Below are 26,969 nucleotides of genomic sequence, written 5' to 3'. Positions count from 1 at the left end.
GACTTGAGCAACAATGACATCATTGTTAGTTTGGACATCGGTACATCCAAAATTCGCGCTATTATTGGGGAAATGAATAATGGAACCTTTAATATTATAGGAGTTGGATCTGCCGACTCGGAGGGAATTCGCAAAGGTGTAATCGTAGATATCGATCAGACGGTGCAGTCGATTCGCAACGCAGTGGATCATGCAGAACGTATGGTAGGTATTCAAATATCCGAAGTGTATGTTGGAATCTCGGGAAATCATATCGGACTGATGAGCAGTCACGGCGTCGTGGCTGTGTCTAACGAGGATCGTGAAATCGGAGAAGAAGACATGGAACGGGTGTTGAAAGCAGCCGAAGTCATTGCAGTTCCTCCGGAACGGGAAATTATTGATGTTGTCGCCAAGCAATATGTTGTAGATGGCTTGGAGGGCATACAGGATCCCCGTGGTATGATTGGTGTTCGTCTGGAAGTTGAAGCAACGATCATAACGGGTGCAAAAACCGCGATACATAATCTTTTGCGCTGCGTGGAAAAAGCGGGTCTGAAAGTAAGCGATCTGGTTCTCATGTCGCTTGGAGCGGGTCAACTGGCTTTGTCCAAAGATGAAAAAACGATGGGTTCAGTGCTTGTTGATATTGGAGCAGGTGCGACAACCATCGCCATTTTTGAAGAAGACAGTCTTGTTGCAACATCAACGTTGCCTATAGGTGGGGAATTCGTAACAAATGATATCGCCTATGGCTTACGCACGTTAACGGATCAGGCGGAGAAGGTGAAACTGAAATATGGCTGCGCCTGGTTGGATGATGCTGCTGCGGATGTGATGTTCAAAGTCACCCGAATTGGCAGTAATGTAGACAAGGAGTTTTCACAGGAGGATCTGGCAGCAATTATTGAACCTAGGGTTCAAGAAATATTCCAGATGATATCCCAAGAAGTGAAACGTCTTGGTTACAACGAGCTTCCTGGAGGTTATATACTAACGGGAGGTACGGTCTCTATGCCGGGGGTTCTGCAGGTCGCTCAGCATGAGCTTGCTGCTTCGGTACGAGTTGCAGTTCCGGATTATATTGGTGTGCGTGACCCTGGGTTTACAAGCGGAGTCGGCATATTGCACAGTGTAATTCGCAGTTTGCGCATTCGTCCCTCGATCAATAACGGCGGTGGAAACAACAACAACAATAATAACAACAAGAAACCGACCAACCGTCCGAAGCCAAATACGGCACAGGAATCGGAGCAAAAACCCGGTCTGTTCGAGCGGCTGAAGAATATGTTCAGCGAATTTATATAACAGGTTGGATCCATTTCATACATTCTTGAAGCCGTCTGAATGCGCCGGTACTAAAATAAACGCTTTCGTTCGTCGATATATGAAATTGATTCGGTTCAAATCAAAAATTGGACGGGCCATCCATGCACATTGAGGGGGAGATGGAATAATATGTTGGAATTTGATTTCGAGATGGAGAGCTTGGCTCAAATTAAAGTCATCGGTGTAGGCGGCGGCGGAAGCAATGCAGTCAACCGTATGATTGAAAATGGTGTACAAGGTGTTGAATTTATTACGGTGAATACGGATGCTCAGGCGTTACACCTGGCGAAATCCGAGCATAAATTGCAAATCGGTGATAAATTGACTCGTGGTCTTGGTGCTGGCGCCAACCCGGATGTAGGTAAAAAAGCAGCGGAAGAGTCCCGCGATCTGATCATGAACACGTTGAAAGGTGCAGACATGGTATTTGTTACAGCCGGTATGGGCGGTGGTACAGGTACAGGTGCGGCTCCGGTTATTGCCGAAATCGCTAAAGAGTGTGGTGCACTTACCGTTGGTGTCGTAACTCGTCCATTTACATTTGAAGGACGCAAGCGTTCCAGCCATGCAGAGCAAGGTATTGAAGCGCTCAAGGAAAAAGTCGACACACTGATCGTGATTCCTAATGATCGTTTGCTCGAAATCGTAGACAAAAAGACTCCTATGCTTGAAGCGTTCCGTCAAGCGGATAACGTACTTCGTCAAGCTGTACAAGGTATCTCTGATTTGATCGCTGTACCGGGTCTGATCAACCTTGACTTTGCTGACGTCAAAACGATTATGCACGAACGTGGTTCAGCCCTTATGGGGATTGGTGAATCAACTGGTGAGAATCGTGCCGCAGAAGCAGCACGCAAAGCCATTATGAGTCCTTTGCTGGAAACTTCTATTGAAGGTGCTCGCGGCGTAATCATGAATATTACGGGTGGCGTTAATCTGTCCCTGTATGAAGTGAACGAAGCGGCAGAGATCGTAACTTCTGCTTCCGACCCGGAAGTGAACATGATCTTTGGTGCCATCATTGACGAAGACCTGAAAGAGGAGATTAAGGTTACGGTTATTGCAACCGGTTTTGAAGATAAACCTGCTCCACCACCACCAGGACGTAAACCAGCTCCAGCAACAGCGGAGACGACGGATACACGTTCGCCGAACCTGCGTCCTTTCGGAAATCAGCCGAGCAATGATCAGCTGGACATTCCGACATTTTTACGCAATCGTTCACGCAATAATAACAACGATTAATACGCAAATCAATTTATTGGAAACCCGGTACTCCTTATGGAGCGACCGGTTTTTTTCTGTTTATTCAGATATCATAGCATACAGCAATGAACAAATTCTGAACAAAGGGCCTGAGCAATTCCGACAAAAAAAGTTGGAACCACACCCCCATGATTAGACAGACTTTGAACAGGGGGCTCCGTATACTTGTGAATATGCTCATGAATATCAGGATATCGGGTACCGGTATTTCGATATGTTGCGCGCAGGCAGGTGAAGACTTTGGTTGTTTATGTGGATCTAATTTTTTTGACAAACCTGTGTATTGACGGTGCACTCATCGGAATGACCGCCTGGATGCGCAAGACAAAGCTGGTTTGGTGGCGGTGGTTGCTGTCAGCCATTGTGGGCGCATTATACGTGGTCATGATGTTTGTACCGGAGTTTGATTTTATGTTCACCTTTTTGATCAAGTTCGGGTTCTCGCTGGTCATGCTTACGATTGCTTTTGGTTTTAAAGGTCTGCAGGCTTTTGCGAGGACGCTCGGTACCTTCTATGTGATTAATTTTGTCGCTGCCGGAGGTATTCTGGGTGTGCATTACATGCTTCAGAGCTCCGGTGAGTTGTTTAACGGCATCTGGTTTACGGCTTCTGGCGGTATGTCATTTGATCTGAAAATTGCTTTCTGGTTCACGTTTATCGTATTTTTTGCTGTTCTGTTTTTATTCAAAGCTGTGCAGAGCTCAAAACGGAAAACGGATCGTATGACGACCTATTTGGGTAAAGTTGAGGTCTGCATCGATGAGGTAGTCATTTCTTGTACAGGCCTTCTGGATACGGGCAATCAACTTACTGATCCCTTATCGCGCATGCCGGTCATGGTGATGGAAGTTTCGTTATGGCAAGACATGTTACCTGCTTCATGGAAGGGTAGACTCAAGGACGAGGCGCCGGACAACCTTATTCTGGAGCTTGATCAGGAAAGTTTTCAGTGGCAGGATCGACTGCGGCTAGTGCCTTATCGGGGCATTAACAAAGGGACTGCGTTTATGCTGGCAATGAAGCCGGACCGGGTGAAGGTGACGATGGAGGAAACATGTTATGAGACGACAAGGGTACTCATTGGGCTGGATGGAGGTGTTTTGTCGTCGGATGGGAAATACCAGGCCGTGATTCATCCTGAACTTGTGCAAGACGCTGCTTCTGCGCAGTCTACGGCTCTCTCTGCGGGAGCAACAGAAAAGCCGCTGAATGTGGTATAGGAGGAACGTACATGCTTGTGAAATGGAAACTGGTGGCGCAGCTGCAATATTACCGTCTGTTATTTTTATTGGGACTCAAAAGCGAAGAGATCTATTATATTGGGGGAAGTGAGGCACTTCCGCCGCCTTTGACAAGGGAAGAAGAAGAATTTTTACTGCAAAAATTGTCCTCGGGAGACTCGGCCATTCGCGCAATGCTTATTGAGCGCAATCTGCGTCTGGTGGTGTACATTGCACGAAAGTTTGAAAACACAGGAATCAATATTGAAGATTTGGTCTCCATTGGAGCCATCGGATTGATCAAGGCAGTTAATACATTTGACCCGGAAAAGAAAATCAAACTGGCAACCTATGCATCACGTTGTATCGAAAATGAAATTTTGATGTACCTGAGACGTAATAGTAAGATCCGAACTGAAGTTTCTTTTGATGAACCGCTCAACATTGATTGGGATGGAAATGAACTATTATTATCCGATGTATTGGGCACAGAAAACGATACAATCTATCGGAATATTGAAGAGCAGGTAGACCGGAAACTTTTGCACAAGGCACTGGAAAAATTAACGGAGCGCGAGCGAATGATTATGGAGCTTCGTTTTGGCCTGACGGATGGGGAAGAAAAGACACAAAAAGATGTAGCGGATCTCCTCGGAATCTCCCAATCCTACATCTCTCGACTCGAAAAAAGAATCATTAAAAGACTCCGCAAGGAGTTCAATAAAATGGTCTGAAATACATCTTTGGTCAGAATGGGTATTACTGGCAAGGGTGCCAAGTACGAATAAAAAAGCCTGCCCCGGAGATAATGTACATTAATGTTTCTCCTTGGGAGGTAAATCACGATGACCCGAAACAAAGTCGAGATTTGTGGCGTGGACACCGCAAAATTGCCTGTCCTCACCAACACTGAAATGCGGGAATTGTTTCATTCCCTTCAGCAACACCATGATCGCTCAGCAAGAGAGAAATTAGTGAATGGCAACCTGCGTCTGGTACTCAGTGTCATTCAGCGTTTTAACAATCGGGGGGAGTTTGTCGATGATCTGTTCCAGGTTGGTTGCATCGGCCTGATGAAAGCCATTGATAATTTTGATTTATCCCAGAATGTCAAATTTTCAACCTACGCGGTGCCGATGATTATCGGTGAAATCCGTCGATACCTGCGTGATAATAACCCAATTCGGGTATCTCGCTCCTTGAGGGACATTGCTTACAAAGCACTTCAGGTCCGTGACAGCCTGACGAATAAAAATTCCCGGGAACCGACGATATTTGAAATTGCGGAAGTACTGAATGTGCCGAAGGAAGATGTTGTTTTTGCATTGGACGCCATTCAGGACCCGGTCTCGCTCTTCGAACCGATTTATCATGATGGTGGAGATCCGATCTATGTTATGGATCAGATCAGCGATGACAGAAACAAGGATGTGTCATGGATCGAGGAAATTGCACTCCGTGAAGCGATGCATCGTCTTGGTCAGCGGGAAAAAATGATTCTGTCGATGCGGTTTTTCGAAGGGAAAACCCAGATGGAAGTGGCTGATGAAATTGGCATTTCCCAGGCTCAGGTATCACGTCTGGAGAAATCAGCGATACAGCAGATGCAAAAACATGTAAAGTCGTAACACGATGCAAGGGCAGAAGGACGATCAATCGGGGCAGTGTATACCGTTGGTCGTCTTTTTGTATTGGAACGTTGCCACTTTCGGTGAAAAACAGGACATTTTTCGCCCCTGAAACATATATTGTATAGAAGCGTGAAGAACGGGCAGAAGAGGAATAACAGGGGGCGGAAATGAATGAAAGTGAATACGAGCGAAGTAGCGGCACGAGGCATGAAAATCTCGGACTTTCAGACAAAGGATGTCATTAACATTACGGATGGTAAACGCCTCGGTCAGATCAGTGATTTGGAGTTGGATCTGAAGCAGGGACGAATTGAAGCGATTGTTGTGCCAGGGTACAGCCGTTTTATGGGTCTTTTTGGCGGGGGGACAGATCTGGTGATTCCTTGGAGAAATATCGTAAAAATTGGTTCAGATGTGATTTTGGTGAAGATGGATGAGGTGAAGGAAAATACGTATGATGAGCGTGATCGTGAAGCGCGCCTGTATGATGAACAGCAACATAACCGCACAGAGCGAGTGGAACGCATTGAACGGTCTGAACGTAATCAGCGTCGAACGATATAAATGAGACAGAATGTGGCTCATTTGGTACACTGGAAGTGGTGAGGTGAGATAATGGAACCCTTTGTATTAGATAAAGAATTACTTGAACGGACCAAGAACCCAAATTCAGATTTCGGTCCTGATCCGTTATTATTATATGTTGAGCCTTGGACACAGCAATTTGAACAGCTGTCAGTCGGGTTTACGACGAGACATGGTGGAGTTGGAAAAGTTCCGTATGCCACGCTCAATTGTGCTTATCATGTGGGGGATGACCCTGAAGTTGTACTTAACAACCGCAGGCTTGTAACCGAGAAGCTTGGTTTTGCAGCAGAAGCATGGACCTGTGGAGAGCAGGTGCATGGCAAACATGTAGCTGTAATTACCGTTGAAGATCGGAGCAGAGGATTACTTGATCGTCAATCTGCGTTGCAGGATACGGATGGATTGGTCACGAATGTGCCTGGTGTGCTGTTGACTTCTTTCTACGCAGACTGTGTTCCGCTTTATTTCTATGACCCTGTGCAGCAGGCGGTAGGTCTTGCTCATGCCGGCTGGAAAGGTACAGTCGCGGGTATTGCTGTATCCATGGTAGAGACGATGGAACGGGAGTATGGCAGCCGTAGGCAGGACATTCGAGCTGCAATCGGTCCGTCGATTGGGGATTGCTGTTATGAAGTGGATGAGGCGGTCATGCAGCATGTACGGGTTTGGTTTGATGATTCCCCGGTTAATGATGAATACAAGGATTCTGCTTCTAAACAAGCATATCGAGCCGTGAATAACGGTAAAACGATGTTAAACTTGAAAGAATGTAATCGACACATTATGATGAAAGCAGGAATAATGCCGGATCATATCGAATGTACAACATGGTGTACAAGTTGTCATCCCGAACTATTTTTCTCCTATCGGAAGGAAAATGGTGTTACAGGACGGATGGCGAGCTGGATTGGGCTGGAAGAGAGGTGACCCTCTGTGTCATTGGAGGAGCGTATACAACAGGTAAATCAGAAGATCGAGGATGCATGTCGGCGCAGTAACCGTCATCGTGATGATGTGAATGTGATTGCGGTCACGAAATATGTCTCACTTGAAACAACGGGATCGGTGCTGGATCATGGTCTTGAGCATATTGGAGAAAACCGGTGGCAGGATGCACAGGCCAAATGGGAAGCTTTTGGTCAGCAGGGTACCTGGCATTTTATCGGTCATTTGCAGACAAACAAGGTGAAAGACGTGATTGGCAAGTTTCGTTACATCCATTCACTGGATCGTTTGTCATTGGCGAAGGAGTTGGATAAAAAAGCAGCTTCACTTGGCATCCAAGTGGAAACGTTTTTGCAGGTGAATATTTCGGGTGAAGAGAGCAAGTATGGATTACAGCCTGAACAGGCAAGTTCTTTTTTGCGTGATATTCGTTCGTTCAACAATCTCAAGGTCGTCGGCCTGATGACCATGGCACCTCATGAGGAAGATCCGGAGCTGACGCGTCCCGTATTTCGTGGATTGCGTGAGCTGAGGGATCAATTGAATGGACAAGCCCTGACAGCAGAGCAATTGACTGATCTGTCGATGGGGATGTCCAATGATTTTGAAGTGGCCATTGAAGAAGGTGCAACCTGGGTACGGCTAGGATCGATTCTCGTAGGAAAAGAGGAGGGTTCACGATGGGCGTAATGAATAAATTTATGAATTTCCTCGGACTTCAGGAAGAGGAAGAGATTGTGGAACGTGAACGAATGGCTGCGCAGGAGGAAAATGAGGCTGAACATCAGGAAGCTGAAACCTCCAGTCTCGATAAACGTAGAAACCAAAGGGGGAATAATGTGGTGAGCATTCATTCCCAGAAAAATGTTAAAGTTGTCCTGTATGAACCGCGTTCTTATGACGAGGCTCAGGAAATTGCCGACCATCTGCGTTCGCATCGTACCGTTGTGGTGAACTTGCAACGTATTCGCCAGGACCAAGCGCTGCGCGTTATTGATTTTTTGAGTGGCACGGTATATGCACTGGGTGGCGGTATTTCGAAAATCGGCGGAAACATTTTTCTCTGTACGCCAGATACGGTTGAAATTCAGGGATCAATTACGGAAATACTGGCTGACAGCGAGCAAGATTATAACAGAATGAGGTGAGCCGTTTTTGGAGTCGTTAGTTAATATTTTGGGTTTTGCATATCAAATTTACTTTTACATGGTCATCGTCTACATATTGATGTCATGGCTTCCCAACGCACGGGAAAGCTTTATTGGTGAATGGCTGGGCAAATTAGTGGAACCATATCTAAGTCCGTTTCGCCGATTTATACCGCCTTTGTTCGGTGTGCTGGATATTTCCCCGATTGTGGCGCTGATTGTTCTGCAACTCGCGCTTAATGGGTTGATCTCCATACTTCGGTATTTTGCATATTAGAGGTTGTTCAAAAAGTCCGCTTTTGATTACGAAGGATGCCTAGTGGCATCGTCAGCATCGAATATGGAATTCAGCCGAAATGTCCGTTGCTCACGTAGTTTTTTCTACGCTCCGCTACTCCATTTCTAGCTTTATCCCATCTTCTCGGTACTGAAAACCGGTCTTTTTGAACACGGACTATTAGGGTAGGGTGACATAGATGAGCGGTGAAATTTACGAACATTTTAGCCATGATGAGCGGGATTTTGTAGATAAAGCTTCGGATTGGGTTGAGCGGGCAGGTAAGTATCATGACATGAAGCTAACTGACTTCCTTGATCCAAGACAGGTTTTTATATTACAGACTCTTGCCAATCGCCGTAACGACGTTCAGATTCGTCTGGATGGTGGTTACGAAGCTGCTGAACGCAAGCGTGCGCTGGTTGCACCTGATTATATGTATCTGGATGATGAGGATATGGGAATGCAGGTGCTCAGTATCACGTCTGATGATCAGAAAATCTCGGAGCTGGAGCATGGGGACTATATGGGTTCCCTGCTCGGGCTTGGGATGAAACGTGGAAAGATCGGGGATATCCAAGTGCTGGAGGACGGTTGCCATACAGTGGTGGCGGCGGAAACCGGCGCTTTTTTATCGCTTCAACTGAATCAGGTGCATCGGTTACATGTGTTCACAGAGTTACTTCCTTTGGATCAGATGCGATGGTCAGAGAGTAAACTGGAGACGATGGACATTACGGTCGCTTCTCTTCGTTTGGATGGAATCTGCGCAGATGTGTATCGGCTTAGTCGCAGTAAAGTGCTGGTGCCGATCAAAGCTGGTCGCTGCCGTGTGAACTGGAAGGTTGAGGAAGATCCCTCCAAATCGCTAAAAGCGGGTGATGTCGTATCCATTCAGGGATTTGGCCGTTTCAAGGTTATGGAACAGGATGGGATGACTAAAAAAGGGCGCTGCCGAGTGAAAATCGGCAAATTTGCCTGAGTCTGTTGCAGGAAAATCCGCTTTCTTGTCGAAATGGTTATCATAAAGGTGTAGAAAATACGCGGTGTATCCGATATACATTAAGTCAAAGCTTTACATGAACGTTGGAGGATGCAATTGGATCCTGCATTCCGTATACGTTGCCAAGGTTAGGCATCAACGATACGGCCCCTTGGGTGGTACCCATATGCTGCAACCTTCTCTAAACGGGAAGGAACTTTTACAGGAGGTGGACAGCATGCCATTAACGCCGCTGGACATACACAACAAGGAATTTTCCCGACGTTTGCGCGGGTATGACGAGGATGAAGTCAATGAATTCCTGGATCAAGTCATCAAAGATTACGAAGGCGTCATTCGCGAGAACAAAGAGCTGAGCAATCAGTTGCTGTCCGTTCAGGAGAAACTGGATCATTTTTCTACAATTGAAGAGACACTTAGCAAAACGATCATCATTGCGCAGGAAGCTGCTGATGATGTGAAGGGTAATGCGAAGAAAGAAGCGCAGTTGATCGTGAAGGAAGCAGAGAAAAATGCAGACCGGATCGTGAACGAATCGCTGGGCAAATCGCGTAAAATTGCTTTGGAAGTGGAAGAACTTAAAAAGCAGGCATCGATTTATCGAGCCCGTTTCCGCACGCTTGTTGAAGCGCAGCTTGAACTGTTGACTCAGGATGGTTGGGAAGTGCTGGAGAGCCGGGAGCAGGAAGTGCGTGACCGTGAGCGGGAGATGAAAGAAATTTATTAGTCTGTCGCCTGGTTGACTTTTGTCTGCAAAGAGGCTATAACTATATTCATAATGAATAGTGATTCCATGACGGGTTCAGTACGTTATGATCTCATCCCTCAGAGAGTTGGTGGTTGGTGCAAACCAATGGATGAGTTATAGCCGAATATCTCCCGGAGAAGTGACGCTGAAGCGGTGATTATGATTGCCGTGTGTAAGCCGAACCGTAAGCCGTACGTTATAACGGCACCCTGCAGTAGTTTAGCGGGGCATAAGCGCTGTTGATGACAGAGCATACCCAGGCTTGCCTGGATGTGGTTTGTGATGAACAGAATTAGGGTGGTAACGCGAGTATAGTCTCGTCCCTTTCCAGGGATGGGGCTTTTTTGTGTTCAAAAAAGGGCGAACGTCTATGAGGCCCGAAGGACCTCAAGGAGAGAGCCGCCCGCCGGGGGAGCGAAGCGCCCGGCAACACCCGTCTCGCGGTAAGGCCATGCGGCGTTCACGCAGGGAACAGCCGCAAAATGGCCGCCACTACGCACATCCCCCCTCGCCCATAAGCGCCACCGATTCCACACCGACAACCATCTCGGGTGTCCAGAGGGCGGAGCGCCTATGGGGTCCCCCTTGGCAAGGGGGATTTAGGGGGATTGAAACGCTTTTTGTGGACGGTCCACAATCCAACCAAAGAAAGGGAAGATAATCATCATGCAACGAGTTGACGTCAAAGAGAAGGCACGTGCCAGAGAATTACGCGTGTTAGATAAATGGAAAACGGAGAACACATTCAAAAGATCCATCGAAAACCGGGAGGGCAAGCCAAACTTCGTATTTTATGAAGGGCCGCCTACAGCAAACGGTAAACCGCATATCGGTCACGTACTGGGACGCGTAATCAAGGATTTTGTTGGACGGTATAACACGATGAAGGGTTACCGTGTTGTTCGTAAAGCAGGCTGGGATACACATGGTCTGCCTGTAGAGCTGGGTGTACAGAAGAAGCTGGGTATCTCCCACAAGTGGGAAATCGAAGATTACGGCGTGGAAAAATTCATTAACGAATGTAAAGCGAGCGTATTCGAGTACGAGCAACAATGGCGTGATCTGACAGAAGGTATCGGATACTGGACGGATATGGATAACCCGTATATCACCCTTGATAACAACTACATCGAGAGTGTATGGAACATCCTGGCGACAATTCATGAGAAAGGCCTGTTGTATCGTGGTCACCGTGTGAGCCCGTATTGTCCTTCTTGTCAGACAACACTAAGTTCCCATGAAGTTGCACAAGGGTACAAAGACGTTAAAGATCTGAGTGCTACAGCGAAATTCAAACTGAATGACAGCGGAGAATTTGTACTGGCTTGGACGACAACACCTTGGACACTGCCTTCACACGTTGCACTTGCCGTGAATCCGGATATGGACTACTCCCGTGTTCGTCAAGGTGATGAAGTGTACATCATGGCAACCAATCTGGTTGAAAAAGTGATGAAAGATACCAAGGGTGAGTATGAGATCATCGGTGCACTGAAAGGTGCCGACCTGGTTGGCAAAACGTATGATCCTCCGTTCAACTACATTCAGGCTGAGAAAGCCAACATCATTCTGGGTGCAGGCTTTGTAACGGATGCAAGTGGTACGGGTATCGTACACATGGCTCCTGCCCATGGTGAAGATGACTACCGTGTATGCCGTGAGAATGGCATCAGCTTTGTGAACATGGTGGACTTGGAAGGTAAATTTGTCGCTGAAGTGACTGACTTTGCCGGACGTTTCGTGAAGGATTGTGATATTGATATCGTGCGATATCTGTCTGAGCATGGACGTTTGTTCAGCAAAGAAAAATATGAGCATAGCTATCCGTTCTGCTGGCGTTGTGATACACCGCTTCTGTACTATGCAATGGACAGCTGGTTTATCCAAACAACAGCCATCAAGGACCAATTGATTGCCAACAACAGTGAAGTGGATTGGTACCCGGGTCACGTTCGTGAAGGTCGCTTCGGGAAATTCCTCGAGGATCTGGTGGATTGGAACATCAGCCGTGATCGCTATTGGGGAACTCCGCTGAATATCTGGGTATGTGAGGAGACTGGCGAACAATTTGCTCCACACAGCATTGCAGAATTGCGTGCTCGTGCAGTAGGTGATGTGCCTGAGAATCTTGAATTGCATAAACCATATGTGGATGACGTTAAAGTCATGAGCTCTTGTGGCAAATATGAAATGAAACGTACACCGGAAGTGATCGATGTCTGGTTCGACAGCGGCTCCATGCCGTTTGCCCAGCAGCACTATCCATTTGAAAATAAAGAAGTATTCGAACAGCAGTATCCTGCTGATATGATCTGTGAAGGGATTGACCAGACACGTGGCTGGTTCTACAGCTTGCTGGCGGTTTCCACCCTTTTGACAGGCAAAGCGCCTTACAAAGCGGTTATGGCTACAGGACACGTTCTTGATGAGAACGGACAGAAGATGTCCAAATCCAAAGGTAACGTTATCGATCCTTGGGAAGTGATTGAAGAATACGGTACAGATGCATTCCGCTGGGCTTTGTTGTCTGACAGTGCACCGTGGAACAGCAAACGTTTCTCCAAAGGTATCGTAGGCGAAGCAAAATCCAAAATGGTGGATACGCTGGTCAACACCCATGCATTCCTGACGCTTTATGCTACCATTGATGGATTTGATCCACAGGAGCACCCGTTCCAACTGTCTGCACACAAGCTGGATCGCTGGATTCTGTCGAGACTGAACAGCCTGATCCTGGTTGTAGAAAAAGCGCTGTTGGTTAACGACTATCTGAACTCTTCCAAAGCGATTGAAGCATTTGTTGATGAGTTGAGTAACTGGTATATCCGTCGTTCCCGTGACCGGTTCTGGGGAAGTGGTCTGACAGAGGATAAACTGGACGCTTACCGTACATTGACTGAGGTACTGGTGACTACTGCGAAGTTGGTTGCTCCGTTTACACCGATGCTGGCAGAAGACATCTATCTGAACCTTGCAACAGGTGAGAGTGTACACATGGAAGACTATCCTGTAGCCAATGAAGCGCTGATTGATGCAGGACTGGAACAGGATATGGAGACGGCTCGCCGCGTGGTTGAACTTGCCCGTAACGTTCGTAACGAAACAGGTATCAAGACACGTCAACCGCTGTCCGAATTGATCGTTTCTCTTGATAAAGGGTTTGACCTGGCAAGTTATGAAGAAATCATCAAGGAAGAGATCAATGTAAAAGGAATCCGTACGGAGCATAATGATGCGGAATTCGTTGACTTTACATTGAAGCTGAACCTGAAAGTTGCAGGTAAGAAATACGGTAAAAACGTAGGATTCCTGCAAAACTTCTTCAAGGGAATGTCGGCCGATGAGACACGTAAAGTGGTTTCGGAGGGTATGCTGAACATCGTTTCACCGGAAGGCGAAGAGCTGCAAGTGACGAACGAAGAATTATTGGTTGATAAACAGGCCAAATCAGGTTTTGCATCAGCATCAGGTTACGGTCTGACGGTTGCGCTCAATACCGAAATCACGCCAGCATTGGAACAGGAAGGCTGGGTCCGTGAAGTGGTTCGTGCTGTGCAGGATACCCGGAAACGACTGGACCTGCCGATTGAGAAAAGAGTACGTTTGACGCTGGATGTGGATGCATCCCTTCAGGAAGCTATTCAGGCGTTTGATGATGTGTTGCGTGAAAATGTTCTCGTAACCGAAGTTACATTTGGCTCGAATGAGTCCATGGAACGTGTTGAAGCCGGAAGCAAATCGATCGGTATTTACATCGAAGCGTAATTCGGAGCATGTCCCATCCAATTAAGACAGAATATAGAGCATAAACAAACGAGCCGCAGAGGCAGGGACATATTCCCTGTATCTGGGCTCGTTTGTTTTTTAGGCAAAAAGGCAATGATTCTATAGTGCAGTCAATCTATATTGATCAAAGGAACTGACCAAAACATGAGCGAACATGACAAGCAAACCGCATCCACTTCACAACAATCAACATCAGATAATCTGAATTCCCATGACAAAATTGAAGAGTTACATACCCTGACGAACCGTCTGGCGAATGAACTGGAACGTTCACGAATAGCGCAATACACAGAATTGCTGAACAGACCATGGAAATTGATTGGACTTAACCTGTTGTCAGGAGCCGCCCGAGGTGTGGGGATCGCGATTGGGTTTACCTTTTTCGCAGCAACGATCATTTACGTTTTACAGCTACTTGGGGCGCTCAATCTTCCCATTGTTGGAGACTACATCGCTGATATTGTGCGCATTGTCCAGCGTCAGCTTGATATGAACACCTATTAAGCGATTAAAGGTGAAGGATATCAAAGTGCATTTAGTACATGTCATCCGTCTCCATATCCGGTTCTAACAGACCCTCGCCCTCACGGTTCTCCAGGTACTGGCGATATTGCCGATTGCGCACGATGGAGACGTCATGACCATAGATGTCTGTTGCAACAAAGCTTTCGTACGCTTCAACGCAGCCTTCCACTTCATCGGTGGCTTCAATCGCCATAACATCATAGCTGTCGATATCACGCCCTTCAGCCATGGCTGGTGAGTTCGATGTGCCCCAGCTCTCAACGATCTGCCAGGCATCCTCGCCATCGAAGCCATTTTGGTCATCACGTTCGTCCAGACTGGTTCGACCAAATGCCGGGGCAAGGAATTCTTCCTCTACAGGACGGTTCTCAGAGACAACGGTTTCCGGTTGATGTTTTTTGCAGTATTTGGTGTAGGGAACAGCTTCCATGCGTTCATAAGGGATGGGTTGCTGGCAGACCGCACATGTACCGTAATGTCCTTCTTCGATGGAGTGCAGTGCAGAATCGATACGTTCCAATTGGAATTCATCATGTTCCAGCAGGGAAATATCTTTCTCGCGTTCATACACCTCCGTGGCTATGTCACCAGGATGGTTATCAATTGGTGATAATTCACCTGTCTGTAGTTTAAGGGAATCTCCAAGGCCATAATGCTCGTTTTCCGAAAGTCTATGTTCAATATCGCGCTTATCGGACATCAGTTGGGAACGTAAAAATTGCAGTTGTTCGTTAGTAAAATGTGACATGATTTTCCCCTTTCTGCTTTCATGCTGGAATCCGGATTTTGACTCTATTGTAGGATGTGCCATTAAGGGCAAGATTACAGAAGGGAAATGTTATCGTTTTTGCCATAAGCATTGCTGATACAGCGCGTCGTGGACGATTTCCAAACAGCTGTGCTACAATAAACAAGTCTGGCGTAAGCCTGGTATCGTTTGGAAAAGACAAGAACGGAGTGACAAACAAACGTGGTGTATTATATCCTCGCTTTTATCGTATTTTTATTGGATCAGGGAACCAAGTATCTGATTGCAACCCGGATGGAACTCAGAGAAGAAATTCCGGTCATCGGCAATTTCTTTGTCATCACATCACATCGTAATTCAGGGGCAGCATTTGGCATTCTGCAAGACCAGCGTTGGTTCTTTATCGTGGTTACGTTGATTGTGGTCGTTGCCTTGATTTGGTATTTGCAAAAGGTAAAAGATACCCCGCACAAATTGCTGCCTGTGGCGCTTAGTCTGGTGCTTGGTGGAGCAATTGGCAACTTCCTTGACCGGGCATTGACCGGAGAAGTTGTAGATTTTGTACAGCTTAATTTTGGAAGTTATACGTTTCCCATTTTTAACATCGCCGATTCGGCAATCTGCATCGGTGTAGCGTTGATCATTGTGGAGACGTTGCTTGAAGGACGGCGCGAAAAAGCAGCCGCGAAGATTGAAGGGAATGAACATCATGAGTAATCCGAATAAGGAACAGATTAACGACGAAGAACTAATGAATGGCAATGAACGTATGGAATGGACCGTTGCCGCTGAACATAAAAAAGAACGAATTGACAAATATATTACGGAAGCCGTGGATAACGTATCTCGCTCCCAAGTTCAATTGTGGATCGGAGACGGAATGGTTACGGTAAATGGTGCTGTAGTCAAAGCCAATGCCAAGTTATCCGAAGGGGATCTGGTTGAGTTACAGATTCCAGAACCAGCTGCTGTGGAGATCATTGCCGAAGATATTCCGCTGGAAGTGGTATATGAAGATAGCGACCTGATCGTGATCAACAAACAGCGTGGTCTTGTGGTGCATCCGGCACCAGGACACACGTCGGGTACCCTCGTTAATGCACTCATGTATCATTGCAAAGACCTCTCGGGTATTAATGGGGAGTTGCGTCCTGGTATTGTGCATCGTATCGATAAGGATACATCTGGCCTGATTATGGCTGCCAAGAACGATCGTGCGCATGCATCACTGGCTGCTCAGTTGAAGGAACATACGGTGAATAGACGGTATATTGCGCTTGTTCATGGTCATCTTAACCATGATCAAGGGACCATTGATGCACCGATTGGACGCGATACCAATGACCGCAAAATGTATACGGTCACAGAACGTAACAGTAAACATGCCGTTACGCATTTTACCGTTACAGAGCGGATTAATGATTACACCTTGCTGGAATTGAAACTGGAGACAGGACGTACTCACCAGATTCGGGTTCACATGAAATTTATTGGTCACCCACTTGTAGGAGATCCAACTTATGGACGGAATAAAGGCATCAAAATGCAAGGACAGGCTCTTCATGCGGCCATTCTTGGATTTGTGCATCCAACAACGGGAGAATACCTTGAATTTTCAGCTCCGATTCCGCAAGATATGGAAGACGTGCTCGCCTCGCTACGCAGTCGTTAACAGCTCCAAGAAAGTACAAATGTTCGGATACTTTGTCCATGGCTTTGATCACGCAAATGCTTCATATTAAAGTGTAGAAATTTGCGTCAAATGAGGAGATGAACAACGTTATGAGTATCGATAAATACCAAGAAACTTACATTCAGACTAATTTTGCCGACCGTATCGGTGGCTCCAACTATGGTAAAGACACGAACATTTATAAATTCGAGAAAATCAAACGTGCCAAAGCTTCGGCCAAAAAAGATTTTCCCGATGTGGAACTGATTGACCTTGGTGTAGGTGAACCGGACGAAATGGCTGATGCAGGCATTGTAGCTGCACTTGCAGAAGAAGCTTCCAGACCTGAGAACCGTGGTTATGCTGACAATGGTATTCCTGAATTCAAAGCTGCTGCTGCTTCCTACCTGAAAAACGTATTCAACGTAGAAGGTATCGATGCAGATACTGAGATCGTGCACTCCATTGGTTCAAAACCGGCTTTGGCGATGATGCCTTCATGCTTCATCAATCCGGGTGATGTGACGATCATGACCGTTCCAGGTTACCCGGTTATGGGTACACATACGAAGTATCTGGGTGGAGAAGTGTTCAACATTCAATTGACGAAAGAGAACAACTTCTTGCCTGATCTGACGGCTATTCCGGAAGACATCGCAAAACGTGCGAAGTTGCTCTACCTGAACTATCCGAACAACCCAACAGGTGCAAGTGCAACAGTGGAGTTCTTCACTGAAGTCGTGGAGTGGGCGAAGAAATACAACGTAGTTGTTGTACATGATGCTCCATATGCAGCATTGACGTATGATGGCAAAAAACCGTTCAGCTTCCTCTCGGTACCTGGTGCGAAGGATGTCGGCGTAGAGCTGCACTCTCTGTCCAAGTCCTACAACATGACAGGTTGGAGAATCGGATTTGTAGCGGGTAACCCGCTTGTAGTCAAAGCATTCAGCGACGTGAAGGACAACAATGACTCCGGTCAGTTCATCGCGATTCAAAAGGCTGCTGCTTATGGATTGAATCACCCTGAGATCACGGAAAAAATTGCAGAGAAATATTCCCGTCGTCACGACATGCTCGTTGCCGCACTGAACGAACTGGGCTTCCAGGCTGAAAAACCTAAAGGTTCATTCTTCCTGTATGTTGAAGCACCAAAAGGTGTGGTTGGTGGACGTCGCTTCGAATCCGGCGAAGATTTCTCCCAATTCCTGATCCGTGAGAAACTGATCTCATCCGTACCTTGGGATGATGCGGGTAACTTTGTTCGTTTCTCCGTAACCTTTGAAGCGAAGGGTGAAGAGGAAGAGAAACGTGTTATTGCTGAGATCAAACGTCGTCTGAGCGACGTACAATTTGAATTTTAATCGCAGTACCCAATAGTTAAATCATGTACTAACGAAGAGACCGGATACGGTCTCTTTTTTTATGCCCATATTAGATTTTTTTCATTTACTCCCTTTACAAAATTATACAAGCAACATATGATTAGATCTTTACGTTATTTGTTATATACAGAAGTTGTTTTTGAAGGGAGTTATTTCAATTGTTATCATCACGAACAAGTACGGTGTCCTCACCGGCAACAGGAACAGGTAGTACAGTGTCAGGATTATTCAGATTGTTAAGACCCAAACAGTGGACCAAAAATCTGCTGTTATTTGCTGCGTTACTATTCTCTTTTGAGGAGATTCGGACTGAAACCATTCTTGCGACGTTGCTTGGTTTTATTCTATTTAGCCTCGTTGCAGGCTGTGTGTATATTTTAAATGACTTTGTAGACCGGGACAGGGATCGACAGCATCCGGTGAAAAAGTATCGTCCCATGGCTTCTGGGCAGGTGAATCCGAGTCATGCTTTGTTGTTTGGCATTCTTCTATTAATCCTTTCCGTAGGAACGGCCTTCATGATGAACCCTCTATTCGGGGTGTTATGTATCGTCTATTTCCTGTTGAATGTATCATATTCATTTGTGCTGAAACATCTCGTTATCCTGGATATGATGACCATTGCAGCCGGTTTTGTACTTCGTGCCATTGCAGGTGGTGTGCTGATCCATGTGCCATTTACGCCGTGGTTTTTGATCTGTACAATGCTGTTGTCGTTGTTTTTGGCTATTGGCAAACGCAGAAATGAACTTACGTTGCTTGAGGGAAATACGGGATCACATCGTAAGGTTTTGGATAACTACTCCATTACGTTACTGGATCAATTCAATACGATTGTGACGACAGCTACGATTATCAGTTATTCCCTGTTCACATTCACTTCAGATCGAACCATTCATCTCATGTGGACGATTCCATTGGTTATTTACGGCATGTTCCGTTACCTGTATCTGATCCACATGAAGGACCAGGGAGGTTCGCCCGATCGTGTGCTGTTTGAGGACAAGCCCATATTAATTACGGTTACGTTGTATGTGATAAGTGTTATTACAATCTTTGCAATCTTTGAATAAAAGCTGAGGGGGATCAGGGTGAAAAGCACGAAAGTTGCCATTTTTGATATTGATAAAACGATCATACGCAGTGATTCCATGTTTCAATTTGTGCATTACGGAGTTCGCCGTTACCCGTGGCAGGTATGGAGATTACCTGTTATTGCATTACATACCGTGTTATTCAAGGCAGGCTTCATGACGGTTGAACAAGTCAAACGATCCTACTTTCAAGAAATTGAGCGTATGTCTGAAAAAGATCTCGAACATTTCTTTGATACTCGTTTGCGTACGTCCATTTTTGCCGAGGCCAGTGTAGAGATGCAACATCGCAAAGAAGCAGGTTATCATGTCTTGCTGGTAACTGCATCTCCTCATGCCTATATGAAATACTTTAATAATTTTCCGTGGGTGGATCACGTAATTGGAACTGAACTTGTCCGCCATGCGAATGGTTACACATGCAGAGTTGATGGCAGCAATTGCAAAGGGGAAGAGAAAGTACGCCGAATTCAGGCTTATCTGAGTGAGAAGAATATGGTCATTGATTATGACCAGTCATGTTCCTACTCGGATTCTTTATCCGACCTTCCAGTCATGCAGCTTGTAAGTCAACGATACTTTATTAACAAGCGTGTACCAGACATGGAGGCATTAACGTGGGGGAAATAAAATCGCGTCATACTGGTAAATGGTTGATGCTCGTTTCCGCTTTTCTGACAGCAACGGGTCAATTGTTCTGGAAATGGGGACTAACCGAGTGGATCTACCTGGGTGTTGGTTTTCTGTGTTATGGACTTGGAGCGATTTTGATGATCAAAGCTTTTGCTCTGGAAAAACTCTCTGTTGCTTATCCTCTGATGTGTGCCAGCTACGTATTTGCCTTAATCTATGGGTATTTTTTGCTTGGGGAAGAAATTACGGTGCAAAAGCTGGCAGCAGTTGTGTTGCTTGGAATCGGGGTGACATTAACCAGTGTTGATCGATAGCTGGATGGTTGCCGTATTAATTGTCATGACGTTGTGTGGTGCACTGGGCGGGGCCGGACTGAAAGCTTATGCTTCCAGTCGCAATCGTCTGCATGTATCCATGGGACTTGGATTCTACGGAACGGGTGCGTTGCTGAATATTGTATTGCTGAAGTTTCTTCCATTAACTGTAGTGTTGCCTGCGAACGCATTAACATATGTGTGGACTCTTATCATAGCGCGACTGGTATTTAAAGAGACAGTGGGCCCTTTACGCTGGATCGGTGTGGCATGTATTATGGGTGGCTTACTATTACTGGTATTTTAGAACTTAATTAATCAGGATGTGAAAAGAAAGCATGAACTTTTTAGATTACTTATTTTATAATCGCAGAGCCAACTGGACAGCCTTTTACCTGTTTGCAGGATTTGCTCTGTTCTATGGTTTAATGAACGGCTCGTATGTTCTGTACATTGAAAATAATGCAGAGATGCTTGGGGCCTATAGCCCATTTAATACAACGCTGTTTCCAATCAATTTATTCAACTTTGATCCTTCAATGTATTATGGGGACAACAGTTCTTCCGTGATCCATCCGCTGATCTCCTTTCTCGCAGTCACCCTTGCGGCTGTAGCGAAGCTTCTGGGAGGCAACTGGTTCTTTCTAATCCTGCAATCGCTGGTGAATGCGGGTTCGGTGGTGCTGGCGTATCTGTTCCTGAGTCAAAAAGAAGATAAACAGACCATCGTACCGTTGCTGTTCGCCTTACTGTTTGGTTTCAGTTCCTACCTGATGTATACTGCGTTGATTCCGGACTCGTATCCGTATGTACAGTTCGTTATCTTTCTCTCTGTAGTTTACATGCAATATACTCGTGAGCGTCAGGACGTACGTTATGTACCCAACGCATTGCTTGCATCGATTAACTTTGGACTAACCTCGACCAATATCGTACCATTTGCTGCTGCCACATTCTTCAATATGCATGCATGGCGCAATAAGGCGAATTTGAAAAAATACATCGGCATCATGGCACTGGCGGTTCTGGTCATCGTCGTATTAACTGGCATTCAGTATGTTGCCTTTGGAGGTCGCAGCTGGGTTAGTAACTGGCTGTTGGGCATTCAAAATGGTGGAACAAGCTATGCAACACCATTCCAGTTCGCTGTTCATTGGAAAGCATTGAACATGTTAACCATTAATCCGATGCTGACACCGAAGATGCATTTACTGGACCCGGGCATGGCGGCCTTTGTTACGGATCTATCACGTTCCAATCCAATCTATGTGCAGATGACAGGTATCTTTGTTTTACTACTGGCATTCATGGGCTTCATTAAGGGTATTCGTGAACGTGAAGTGTGGACCCTGGTGCCATATATTCTGTTTGCCTTTTTTCTTCATGTCGTCGTGGGCTTTGGTCTGGCTGTATTTCAATATGATATGTACCTGTATGCGGGGCATTATCTGTTTGCGTTTTTCCTGTTGGGTGGAGGTTTCGTCATCAGCCTTCGTCCGGGATTGAGGAAAAAATTGGTTATAGGCTTGATCATGTTATGTGTCATCGTTACGGTAAGTAACAACATCTATCGCCATGTAGAAACATTAACAACAATCAAACAATCCTATAATCAGTTGGAACAGGAACGCTCAGTGAAATAGTCAAATAGTCAAATGTATCGATTCATATAATGAAATAAGATAAGGCCATTGGATGGAAAGTCCAATGGCCTTATCTTATTTAGTGTTGAGCACATGAGTTAAGCAATAATTTTGGTCTTTTTGGCATTCTCGGCTGAACGTTTGGTGAGACTGCTGAGTGGGCGTTTCAAAGCAAGTGCAACGATGAGACTCAGCGCGATGAACATACACAACCACAGAATATCCTTGATGGCAGTAGACCACAATATGCCGCCGACCGACTCACGCAGCAGACTGATCGCATACGTGAAGGGCATGAACGGATTCAATGCTTGGAAAAAGGGTGATGTCATGCTGATTGGGAACGTACCGCCGGAGCTGGAGAACTGGAACACCATGAAGATAATGGCGATCCCTTTTCCGATATTTCCAAATACGGACAGCAGGGTGTACGTTATGGTGACAAATACGGCACTCACCAGCATGGCAAACAGGACAAACCACAGTTTATCTGCAACATAGGTACCCAGGATTAAGATATCACCCAGGGTGACACATATCGCCTGAAGTAACCCAATGGTCAGAAAAGTAGCGAGACGTCCAAGATACAACTCATATCCCCGGAACTTACCCCCAGGATTCTCAGCTTCGGCACGAAGCAGAGAAATCAACAGTGTTGAGCCAACCCACAGAGACAGCACGCCATAAAATGGTGACATAGCCGATCCATAATTCGGAATTGGGTAAAGCTGTTGTTCCTTAATTTGCACCGGACTTGCAAGAAAGGCACTTTCTTCTTCGATATCGCCGCGCAAAAGTTTGGCGATTTCGGCAAACTGGTTATTACCTTCGACCTCACGAAGTTTGTCAGCAGCCTTGCTGATGGCACTTTCCAATGCTGGCAGATCATCACGTACCAGCGTGGCAACTCTGTGAACTCCTTTTTCGACCTCCGGAAGCTGGTTCTGGACAAAATCCGATGCCTTGCCTATCTGTTTCTCGGCATTAGGCAGATCATTACGAACAAAGTCAGCGGCTTCGTTCAGTTTGTTTCCCAGCTTGGGCAGATCGTTTCGAATTAATGAAGACACTGTGTTCAGAGCTTGGATAAAACCTTCACTTTTGTTCGCGAGTGTCTCTGATATCTCATGGATCTTAGATTGTATTTGGGGCAGTTCGCTCTGGATTTTTGTCAACTCAGTCCGCCCAAACATAATTCCTTCTTTGGCAGACGCAAGAATGTCCGCAATATCCGGAATACGATCTTTTGCTCCTTGTAGAGTTTCTGCTGAAGTGGAGAGGATAGACCTAAGCTTGTCCGTACCAGCTGCAAGTGCAGGCGATATTTCACTTTCATAGGTGTTTAAGATATTGCCAATCCCGCTGCTGATGTCCTTTGAGAGAGTATTTAACTGAGCGATGACGTCTGTCGGTGGAGTTGTATTACGACGCATGGCATCACTGATGATGCTAGCCAAGCGGATTTGCAACTGAAGTTTATCTGAAATGGAGTTCAGTTGTGTAATTTTATCGGCAAGTGGTTGGCTTGGAAGCAAGTTATTGATGTTGCCCAGTAGTTCTGCCATACTGTCCACGAGTTTTACCGCAATCCCTAAACGCGAAGCAATCCGGTCGAGATCTTCTGCTGTAGGAAGGTTACTAAGATCCGAATGTTGCAATTGTGCAAATACGTCTCCTGCAGCGTTAGTAATCTGCTGCACCAGCAGCAGATTTTGGCGGATCGCCGGGCCAATTGTCTGAAACACTTCTTCACTGGAATCCACGAACTGATTTAATCCCTCAGCAAGCTCAATCCCGTTGCCAGCGATTTGTGATACTTTGTCCAAATCTTGCTCTGCTGCCGTTACGATAGACAGAGCTTTGTTGGTTTTATCCAACGCCGTTTGGATGACATCTGCTACCTGGCCAAAGTTTTCATCCACTTCTCGAATGCGTTCTACCGCTTTTTGTATATCCGGTATCCGCCCTTGAATAGCCAGCACTTCGGAAGCCGCATCATTAATTTGTGGCCAATACTCCTGCACCTTGAGCACATACTGTGCTGCTTCATTGATTTCAGGCAGTTTTTTCTCGATTTCAACGATCTTTTGAGCATCTTTTACAATCTCAGGCATGGCTTTTTCTACTTCCAGAACCTTTTGACCAGCGGCTTGAATAGCCGGAAGATTTTTCTCCAGCGTAAAAATGCCATTCTCCATCTTGCGCAATGTTGGAAGCTGGGAATTAATCTCAACCCCGGCTTCATTCAACTTGGTTAGAACGGCCTCACTGACGGCTTCAGTGAAACTTTCATTGATTTGTGTTGTTATGGCAGATACACCGGAGCCTGTGATTTTAGGAGCAATGGCATTGACTTTCTCATTAACGGTATAGATTACCTCTGGACGTTCCAGCTTTCCGTCAACGATACCTGTAATTTTGGACGAAAAGTCTCCGGGAATGAGCAGGCTTGCATAATATTCTCCTGTTTGTACCCCCCGACTAGCCTCAGTCCAATCTACAAAAGTCCAGCCCAGCTTCTCGTTGTGTTTGAGGCTGGTTACCAGTTCGTCTCCGATATTAACGTTGGTTCCTTCAACAGTCGCACCCTCATCCTCGGTTGTCACTGCAATTTTGATCCCTTGAGTGTTACTGTATGGGTCCCAGACGGATTTCACATTGACCCAGTCATATACCCCGGGTAGTAGAATAATAGCCACAATTAGAAATATACCTGTGGGGACCTTCAGAATATGCAACCAGTCTGTTTTGTAAACGTGCCAAATGTGACGCATGACTTCCTCCTAAATGTACATAAATGTAGGGCGTATCTTATTTCTATGTCGCTTATTTGTGAATCTTATGTATATCGGCATTATTGCAGCATCTATGAATGGGTTCATGTTTATAAACTGTACCCATTTCACTCGTTGCTAATTCGGAGTCTTCATATATTACTTAAATAAAACTCACCGTTTGTTCTAAAAAGAAGTGTCTGTCTCTACTTGAGTATAGTCAGAGGTTTATTTTGGTTATATCAAATTTCTCATTTGCCTATGGATAAATATGCAGAAATGATGTATAATTATGAATAACCAATGAGATGTATTGTGCATGGATGTTTTTCAGCCTAACTGCTGATTCTAAGAAGAACGTAGCAGAGGGATTTCACCTGCGATGGTGAGGTGTTGACAGGGGGTTGTCTTTCTGTCATAATTCATGAAGACAAACGGACATATTGATTACAGAACCCTGTGAGGTCCTGCAATATGAACGACATGAATAGCACCTTTAAATCAGTCCCGTGAGACTGGCAAGGTAACGTGAACGATACATCGTTTTTTGCTGCGGCAAATGAAACGATGTATCCCCGAGAGTAAACTTTCTTCAGAGCGGTCTGAAGTTCGGAGACTCCTTGCCAATAAACACGGCAAGGAGTCTTTTTTGTTCTCCTCGTCACGGGGCCATGATGCTGAAGGGATATCCTGAGGAGGCTGAACGCATGAGCACAGAGACACATGTCATTATGGATGAGACGGCGATCCGCCGCGCACTAACACGGATTGCCCATGAGATATTGGAGAAAAACAAAGGAATCGACGATTGTGTGTTGGTCGGTATTCGTACACGCGGGGTTTACCTGGCAGAACGGATTGCCGCCAAGATTGAAGAAATCGAAGGCGCCAAAGTCCCCTGGGGAGAACTGGATGTGACTCCTTACCGCGATGACCGCTTGGACGAAAATAAAGCGAATCGCAAGGAAATGTTGATTATGACACCTGAATCACTTTCGATCCACAACAAAAAAGTGATTTTGTTCGATGATGTGCTCTATACCGGACGGACGATTCGCGCAGCGATGGATGCCCTGATGGACTGTGGAAGACCGCAGAACATTCAGCTGGCTGTACTCGCAGACCGCGGACACCGGGAACTTCCGATCCGACCTGATTTTATCGGCAAGAATGTGCCGACTTCCAAATCAGAGGAGATCGAAGTTGCACTCATGGAAACGGATGGACAGGACGAAGTCAAAATCACTCAGAACCGGGGGGAGCAAGCATAATGATTACACAGACAGCATTGAGAGACCGAAGCTTGCTTGGACTGAAGGAACTTAGTCGAGGAGAAATTGAGTCCATTCTGAACAGAGCAGCTCACTGGGAAGCCCAGAAAGAGAAACTGGTTCCAGTACTGGAATCACGCTTCGTCGCCAATATGTTCTTCGAAAACAGCACACGTACCCGCTTCTCGTTCGAAATGGCAGAGAAACGCTTGGGCGCACAAGTGCTGAACTTCACGGCAGCGGCATCCAGTGTGGAAAAGGGAGAGTCCATCTACGATACGGTACGCACACTTGAGTCGATGGGCATTGATGCAGGCGTGATCCGGTTAAAACCGGCAGGCGTTCTGCAACAATTGGCTCAGAAAGTGAATGTACCACTTGTTAACGCCGGAGATGGTAACAATGAGCATCCCACGCAGGCACTACTGGATCTCTACACAATGCGGAAAGCATTCGGCGAACTGAAGGGCTTGCGTGTCTCCATTATTGGTGACATTCTGCATAGTCGGGTAGCACGCTCCAACCTCTGGGCGCTGCAAAAGTTTGGTGCAGATGTACGATTCTGTGCACCACCAACGATGCAAGCATCGGAACTCGCAGAGCATGCTCCTTATGTCGGTCTTGAAGAAGCGCTGGATGCAGATGTAGTCATGATGCTCCGTGTTCAATTGGAACGTCATCAACATGGCTTGATTACTTCAGCTGAGGATTATCGCGAACACTACGGATTGACGGAAGAACGTGCGTCACGCCTAAAACCAAGTACGATTATCATGCACCCTGCTCCTGTGAATCGCAATGTCGAGGTAGATGACGCGGTTGTGGAGAGTGAAGCATCGCGGATCTTCCCGCAGATGGCAAACGGCGTTCCGATCCGCATGGCGGTTATGGAACGTGCGATGAAACTGTAACAGGGTCTGGCTGTGGGTCATAGGCTGATGGTACGGAAGTTCTTATAGAGCAATATGAGAGTACACGATAAAGAAAAT

The 26,969-nt window shown here is 46.1% G+C and carries 26 protein-coding genes and 1 other annotated feature; of the genes, 24 read left to right on the top strand and 2 right to left on the bottom strand.

Annotation, left to right across the window (positions count from 1 at the left end; all coding sequences use genetic code 11):
• The first annotated feature begins 3 nt into the window (after window positions 1-3).
• From ftsA to MKZ13_RS21235, 14 genes are all read left to right on the top strand, one after another.
• A complete protein-coding gene (gene ftsA / locus MKZ13_RS21300; protein ID WP_036614863.1) occupies window positions 4-1,287 on the top strand; it encodes a cell division protein FtsA in 1,284 nt (427 codons plus the stop codon).
• A gap of 150 nt (window positions 1,288-1,437) precedes the next feature.
• Window positions 1,438-2,553 (top strand): cell division protein FtsZ, encoded by a 1,116-nt coding sequence (gene ftsZ, locus MKZ13_RS21295; RefSeq protein ID WP_017687306.1) that lies wholly within the window; start codon window positions 1,438-1,440, stop codon window positions 2,551-2,553.
• Between the two features lie 261 nt (window positions 2,554-2,814).
• A complete protein-coding gene (gene spoIIGA, locus MKZ13_RS21290) occupies window positions 2,815-3,795 on the top strand; it encodes a sigma-E processing peptidase SpoIIGA (RefSeq protein WP_091014080.1) in 981 nt (326 codons plus the stop codon).
• A gap of 11 nt (window positions 3,796-3,806) precedes the next feature.
• Window positions 3,807-4,529, top strand: a complete 723-nt coding sequence (gene sigE / locus MKZ13_RS21285; RefSeq protein WP_017687308.1) for an RNA polymerase sporulation sigma factor SigE — start codon at window positions 3,807-3,809, stop codon at window positions 4,527-4,529.
• Window positions 4,530-4,640: 111 nt separating this feature from the next.
• Window positions 4,641-5,423, top strand: coding sequence for an RNA polymerase sporulation sigma factor SigG (gene sigG / locus MKZ13_RS21280; RefSeq protein ID WP_017687309.1), 783 nt, complete (start codon window positions 4,641-4,643; stop codon window positions 5,421-5,423).
• A 174-nt stretch (window positions 5,424-5,597) separates the two neighbouring features.
• Window positions 5,598-5,990 (top strand): YlmC/YmxH family sporulation protein, encoded by a 393-nt coding sequence (locus MKZ13_RS21275; protein ID WP_017687310.1) that lies wholly within the window; start codon window positions 5,598-5,600, stop codon window positions 5,988-5,990.
• A 51-nt stretch (window positions 5,991-6,041) separates the two neighbouring features.
• On the top strand, window positions 6,042-6,941 hold the full coding sequence (pgeF, locus tag MKZ13_RS21270; protein ID WP_339177967.1) for a peptidoglycan editing factor PgeF: 900 nt from the start codon (window positions 6,042-6,044) through the stop codon (window positions 6,939-6,941).
• 6 nt (window positions 6,942-6,947) lie between these two features.
• Window positions 6,948-7,649: a YggS family pyridoxal phosphate-dependent enzyme gene (locus MKZ13_RS21265; protein ID WP_339177963.1), complete on the top strand. Its 702-nt coding sequence runs from the start codon at window positions 6,948-6,950 to the stop codon at window positions 7,647-7,649.
• On the top strand, window positions 7,640-8,107 hold the full coding sequence (locus MKZ13_RS21260; RefSeq protein WP_036614853.1) for a cell division protein SepF: 468 nt from the start codon (window positions 7,640-7,642) through the stop codon (window positions 8,105-8,107). Before MKZ13_RS21265 ends, MKZ13_RS21260 begins: the two co-directional genes overlap by 10 nt.
• 28 nt (window positions 8,108-8,135) lie before the next feature.
• Window positions 8,136-8,384: a YggT family protein gene (locus MKZ13_RS21255; RefSeq protein ID WP_339177960.1), complete on the top strand. Its 249-nt coding sequence runs from the start codon at window positions 8,136-8,138 to the stop codon at window positions 8,382-8,384.
• A gap of 199 nt (window positions 8,385-8,583) precedes the next feature.
• Complete coding sequence (locus MKZ13_RS21250) at window positions 8,584-9,366, top strand: YlmH/Sll1252 family protein (RefSeq protein WP_091014083.1); 783 nt, start codon at window positions 8,584-8,586, stop codon at window positions 9,364-9,366.
• Window positions 9,367-9,604: 238 nt separating this feature from the next.
• Entirely contained in the window at window positions 9,605-10,114 is a 510-nt protein-coding gene (locus MKZ13_RS21245) for a DivIVA domain-containing protein (protein WP_017687316.1), read from the top strand.
• Between the two features lie 57 nt (window positions 10,115-10,171).
• Window positions 10,172-10,463: a binding site (T-box leader), on the top strand.
• 338 nt (window positions 10,464-10,801) lie between these two features.
• Entirely contained in the window at window positions 10,802-13,900 is a 3,099-nt protein-coding gene (ileS, locus tag MKZ13_RS21240; protein WP_339177955.1) for an isoleucine--tRNA ligase, read from the top strand.
• 165 nt (window positions 13,901-14,065) lie between these two features.
• Window positions 14,066-14,425, top strand: coding sequence for a DUF5665 domain-containing protein (locus tag MKZ13_RS21235; protein WP_017687319.1), 360 nt, complete (start codon window positions 14,066-14,068; stop codon window positions 14,423-14,425).
• A gap of 31 nt (window positions 14,426-14,456) precedes the next feature.
• On the opposite strand, the gene MKZ13_RS21230 is transcribed toward MKZ13_RS21235, so the two are convergent.
• Window positions 14,457-15,194: a TraR/DksA C4-type zinc finger protein gene (locus MKZ13_RS21230; RefSeq protein ID WP_076211518.1), complete on the bottom strand. Its 738-nt coding sequence runs from the start codon at window positions 15,192-15,194 to the stop codon at window positions 14,457-14,459.
• A gap of 222 nt (window positions 15,195-15,416) precedes the next feature.
• Here MKZ13_RS21230 and lspA point away from each other — a divergent pair, with 222 nt between their 5' ends.
• The 8 genes from lspA (at window position 15,417) to MKZ13_RS21190 (ending at window position 21,935) form a co-directional block, all read left to right on the top strand.
• A complete protein-coding gene (gene lspA, locus MKZ13_RS21225; RefSeq protein WP_091028497.1) occupies window positions 15,417-15,911 on the top strand; it encodes a signal peptidase II in 495 nt (164 codons plus the stop codon).
• The gene (locus tag MKZ13_RS21220; RefSeq protein WP_221822048.1) at window positions 15,895-16,866 is read left to right on the top strand and encodes an RluA family pseudouridine synthase; all 972 of its coding nucleotides are present in this window, start codon (window positions 15,895-15,897) and stop codon (window positions 16,864-16,866) included. Before lspA ends, MKZ13_RS21220 begins: the two co-directional genes overlap by 17 nt.
• A gap of 110 nt (window positions 16,867-16,976) precedes the next feature.
• Window positions 16,977-18,230 carry an LL-diaminopimelate aminotransferase gene (locus tag MKZ13_RS21215; protein WP_036674844.1) on the top strand — a complete coding sequence of 418 codons (1,254 nt, stop codon included), beginning with the start codon at window positions 16,977-16,979 and terminating at the stop codon, window positions 18,228-18,230.
• A gap of 203 nt (window positions 18,231-18,433) precedes the next feature.
• Window positions 18,434-19,324: a decaprenyl-phosphate phosphoribosyltransferase gene (locus tag MKZ13_RS21210; RefSeq protein WP_339185425.1), complete on the top strand. Its 891-nt coding sequence runs from the start codon at window positions 18,434-18,436 to the stop codon at window positions 19,322-19,324.
• 18 nt (window positions 19,325-19,342) lie between these two features.
• Window positions 19,343-19,975: an HAD family hydrolase gene (locus MKZ13_RS21205; RefSeq protein WP_339177952.1), complete on the top strand. Its 633-nt coding sequence runs from the start codon at window positions 19,343-19,345 to the stop codon at window positions 19,973-19,975.
• Window positions 19,963-20,292, top strand: a complete 330-nt coding sequence (locus MKZ13_RS21200) for an EamA family transporter (RefSeq protein ID WP_017687326.1) — start codon at window positions 19,963-19,965, stop codon at window positions 20,290-20,292. Before MKZ13_RS21205 ends, MKZ13_RS21200 begins: the two co-directional genes overlap by 13 nt.
• Window positions 20,279-20,599 carry an EamA family transporter gene (locus MKZ13_RS21195; protein WP_339177950.1) on the top strand — a complete coding sequence of 107 codons (321 nt, stop codon included), beginning with the start codon at window positions 20,279-20,281 and terminating at the stop codon, window positions 20,597-20,599. The genes MKZ13_RS21200 and MKZ13_RS21195 overlap by 14 nt, the downstream gene beginning before the upstream one ends.
• 31 nt (window positions 20,600-20,630) lie before the next feature.
• The gene (locus tag MKZ13_RS21190) at window positions 20,631-21,935 is read left to right on the top strand and encodes a DUF6080 domain-containing protein (RefSeq protein ID WP_339177947.1); all 1,305 of its coding nucleotides are present in this window, start codon (window positions 20,631-20,633) and stop codon (window positions 21,933-21,935) included.
• A gap of 98 nt (window positions 21,936-22,033) precedes the next feature.
• Here the strand turns inward: MKZ13_RS21190 and MKZ13_RS21185 are convergent, their stop codons facing one another.
• Window positions 22,034-24,709, bottom strand: a complete 2,676-nt coding sequence (locus tag MKZ13_RS21185) for a YhgE/Pip domain-containing protein (RefSeq protein ID WP_339177944.1) — start codon at window positions 24,707-24,709, stop codon at window positions 22,034-22,036.
• A 707-nt stretch (window positions 24,710-25,416) separates the two neighbouring features.
• Between MKZ13_RS21185 and pyrR the strand changes: the two genes are divergently transcribed.
• Together pyrR and MKZ13_RS21175 are read left to right on the top strand one after the other, a co-directional pair.
• On the top strand, window positions 25,417-25,980 hold the full coding sequence (gene pyrR / locus MKZ13_RS21180; protein ID WP_017687330.1) for a bifunctional pyr operon transcriptional regulator/uracil phosphoribosyltransferase PyrR: 564 nt from the start codon (window positions 25,417-25,419) through the stop codon (window positions 25,978-25,980).
• Window positions 25,977-26,891, top strand: coding sequence for an aspartate carbamoyltransferase catalytic subunit (locus MKZ13_RS21175; RefSeq protein ID WP_339185424.1), 915 nt, complete (start codon window positions 25,977-25,979; stop codon window positions 26,889-26,891). Before pyrR ends, MKZ13_RS21175 begins: the two co-directional genes overlap by 4 nt.
• The last annotated feature ends 78 nt before the right edge of the window (window positions 26,892-26,969 follow it).

The sequence above is a fragment of the Paenibacillus sp. FSL R5-0701 genome (genome assembly GCF_037973995.1).
Taxonomy (GTDB): domain Bacteria; phylum Bacillota; class Bacilli; order Paenibacillales; family Paenibacillaceae; genus Paenibacillus.
This window is presented reverse-complemented; position numbering and strand designations above follow the sequence as displayed.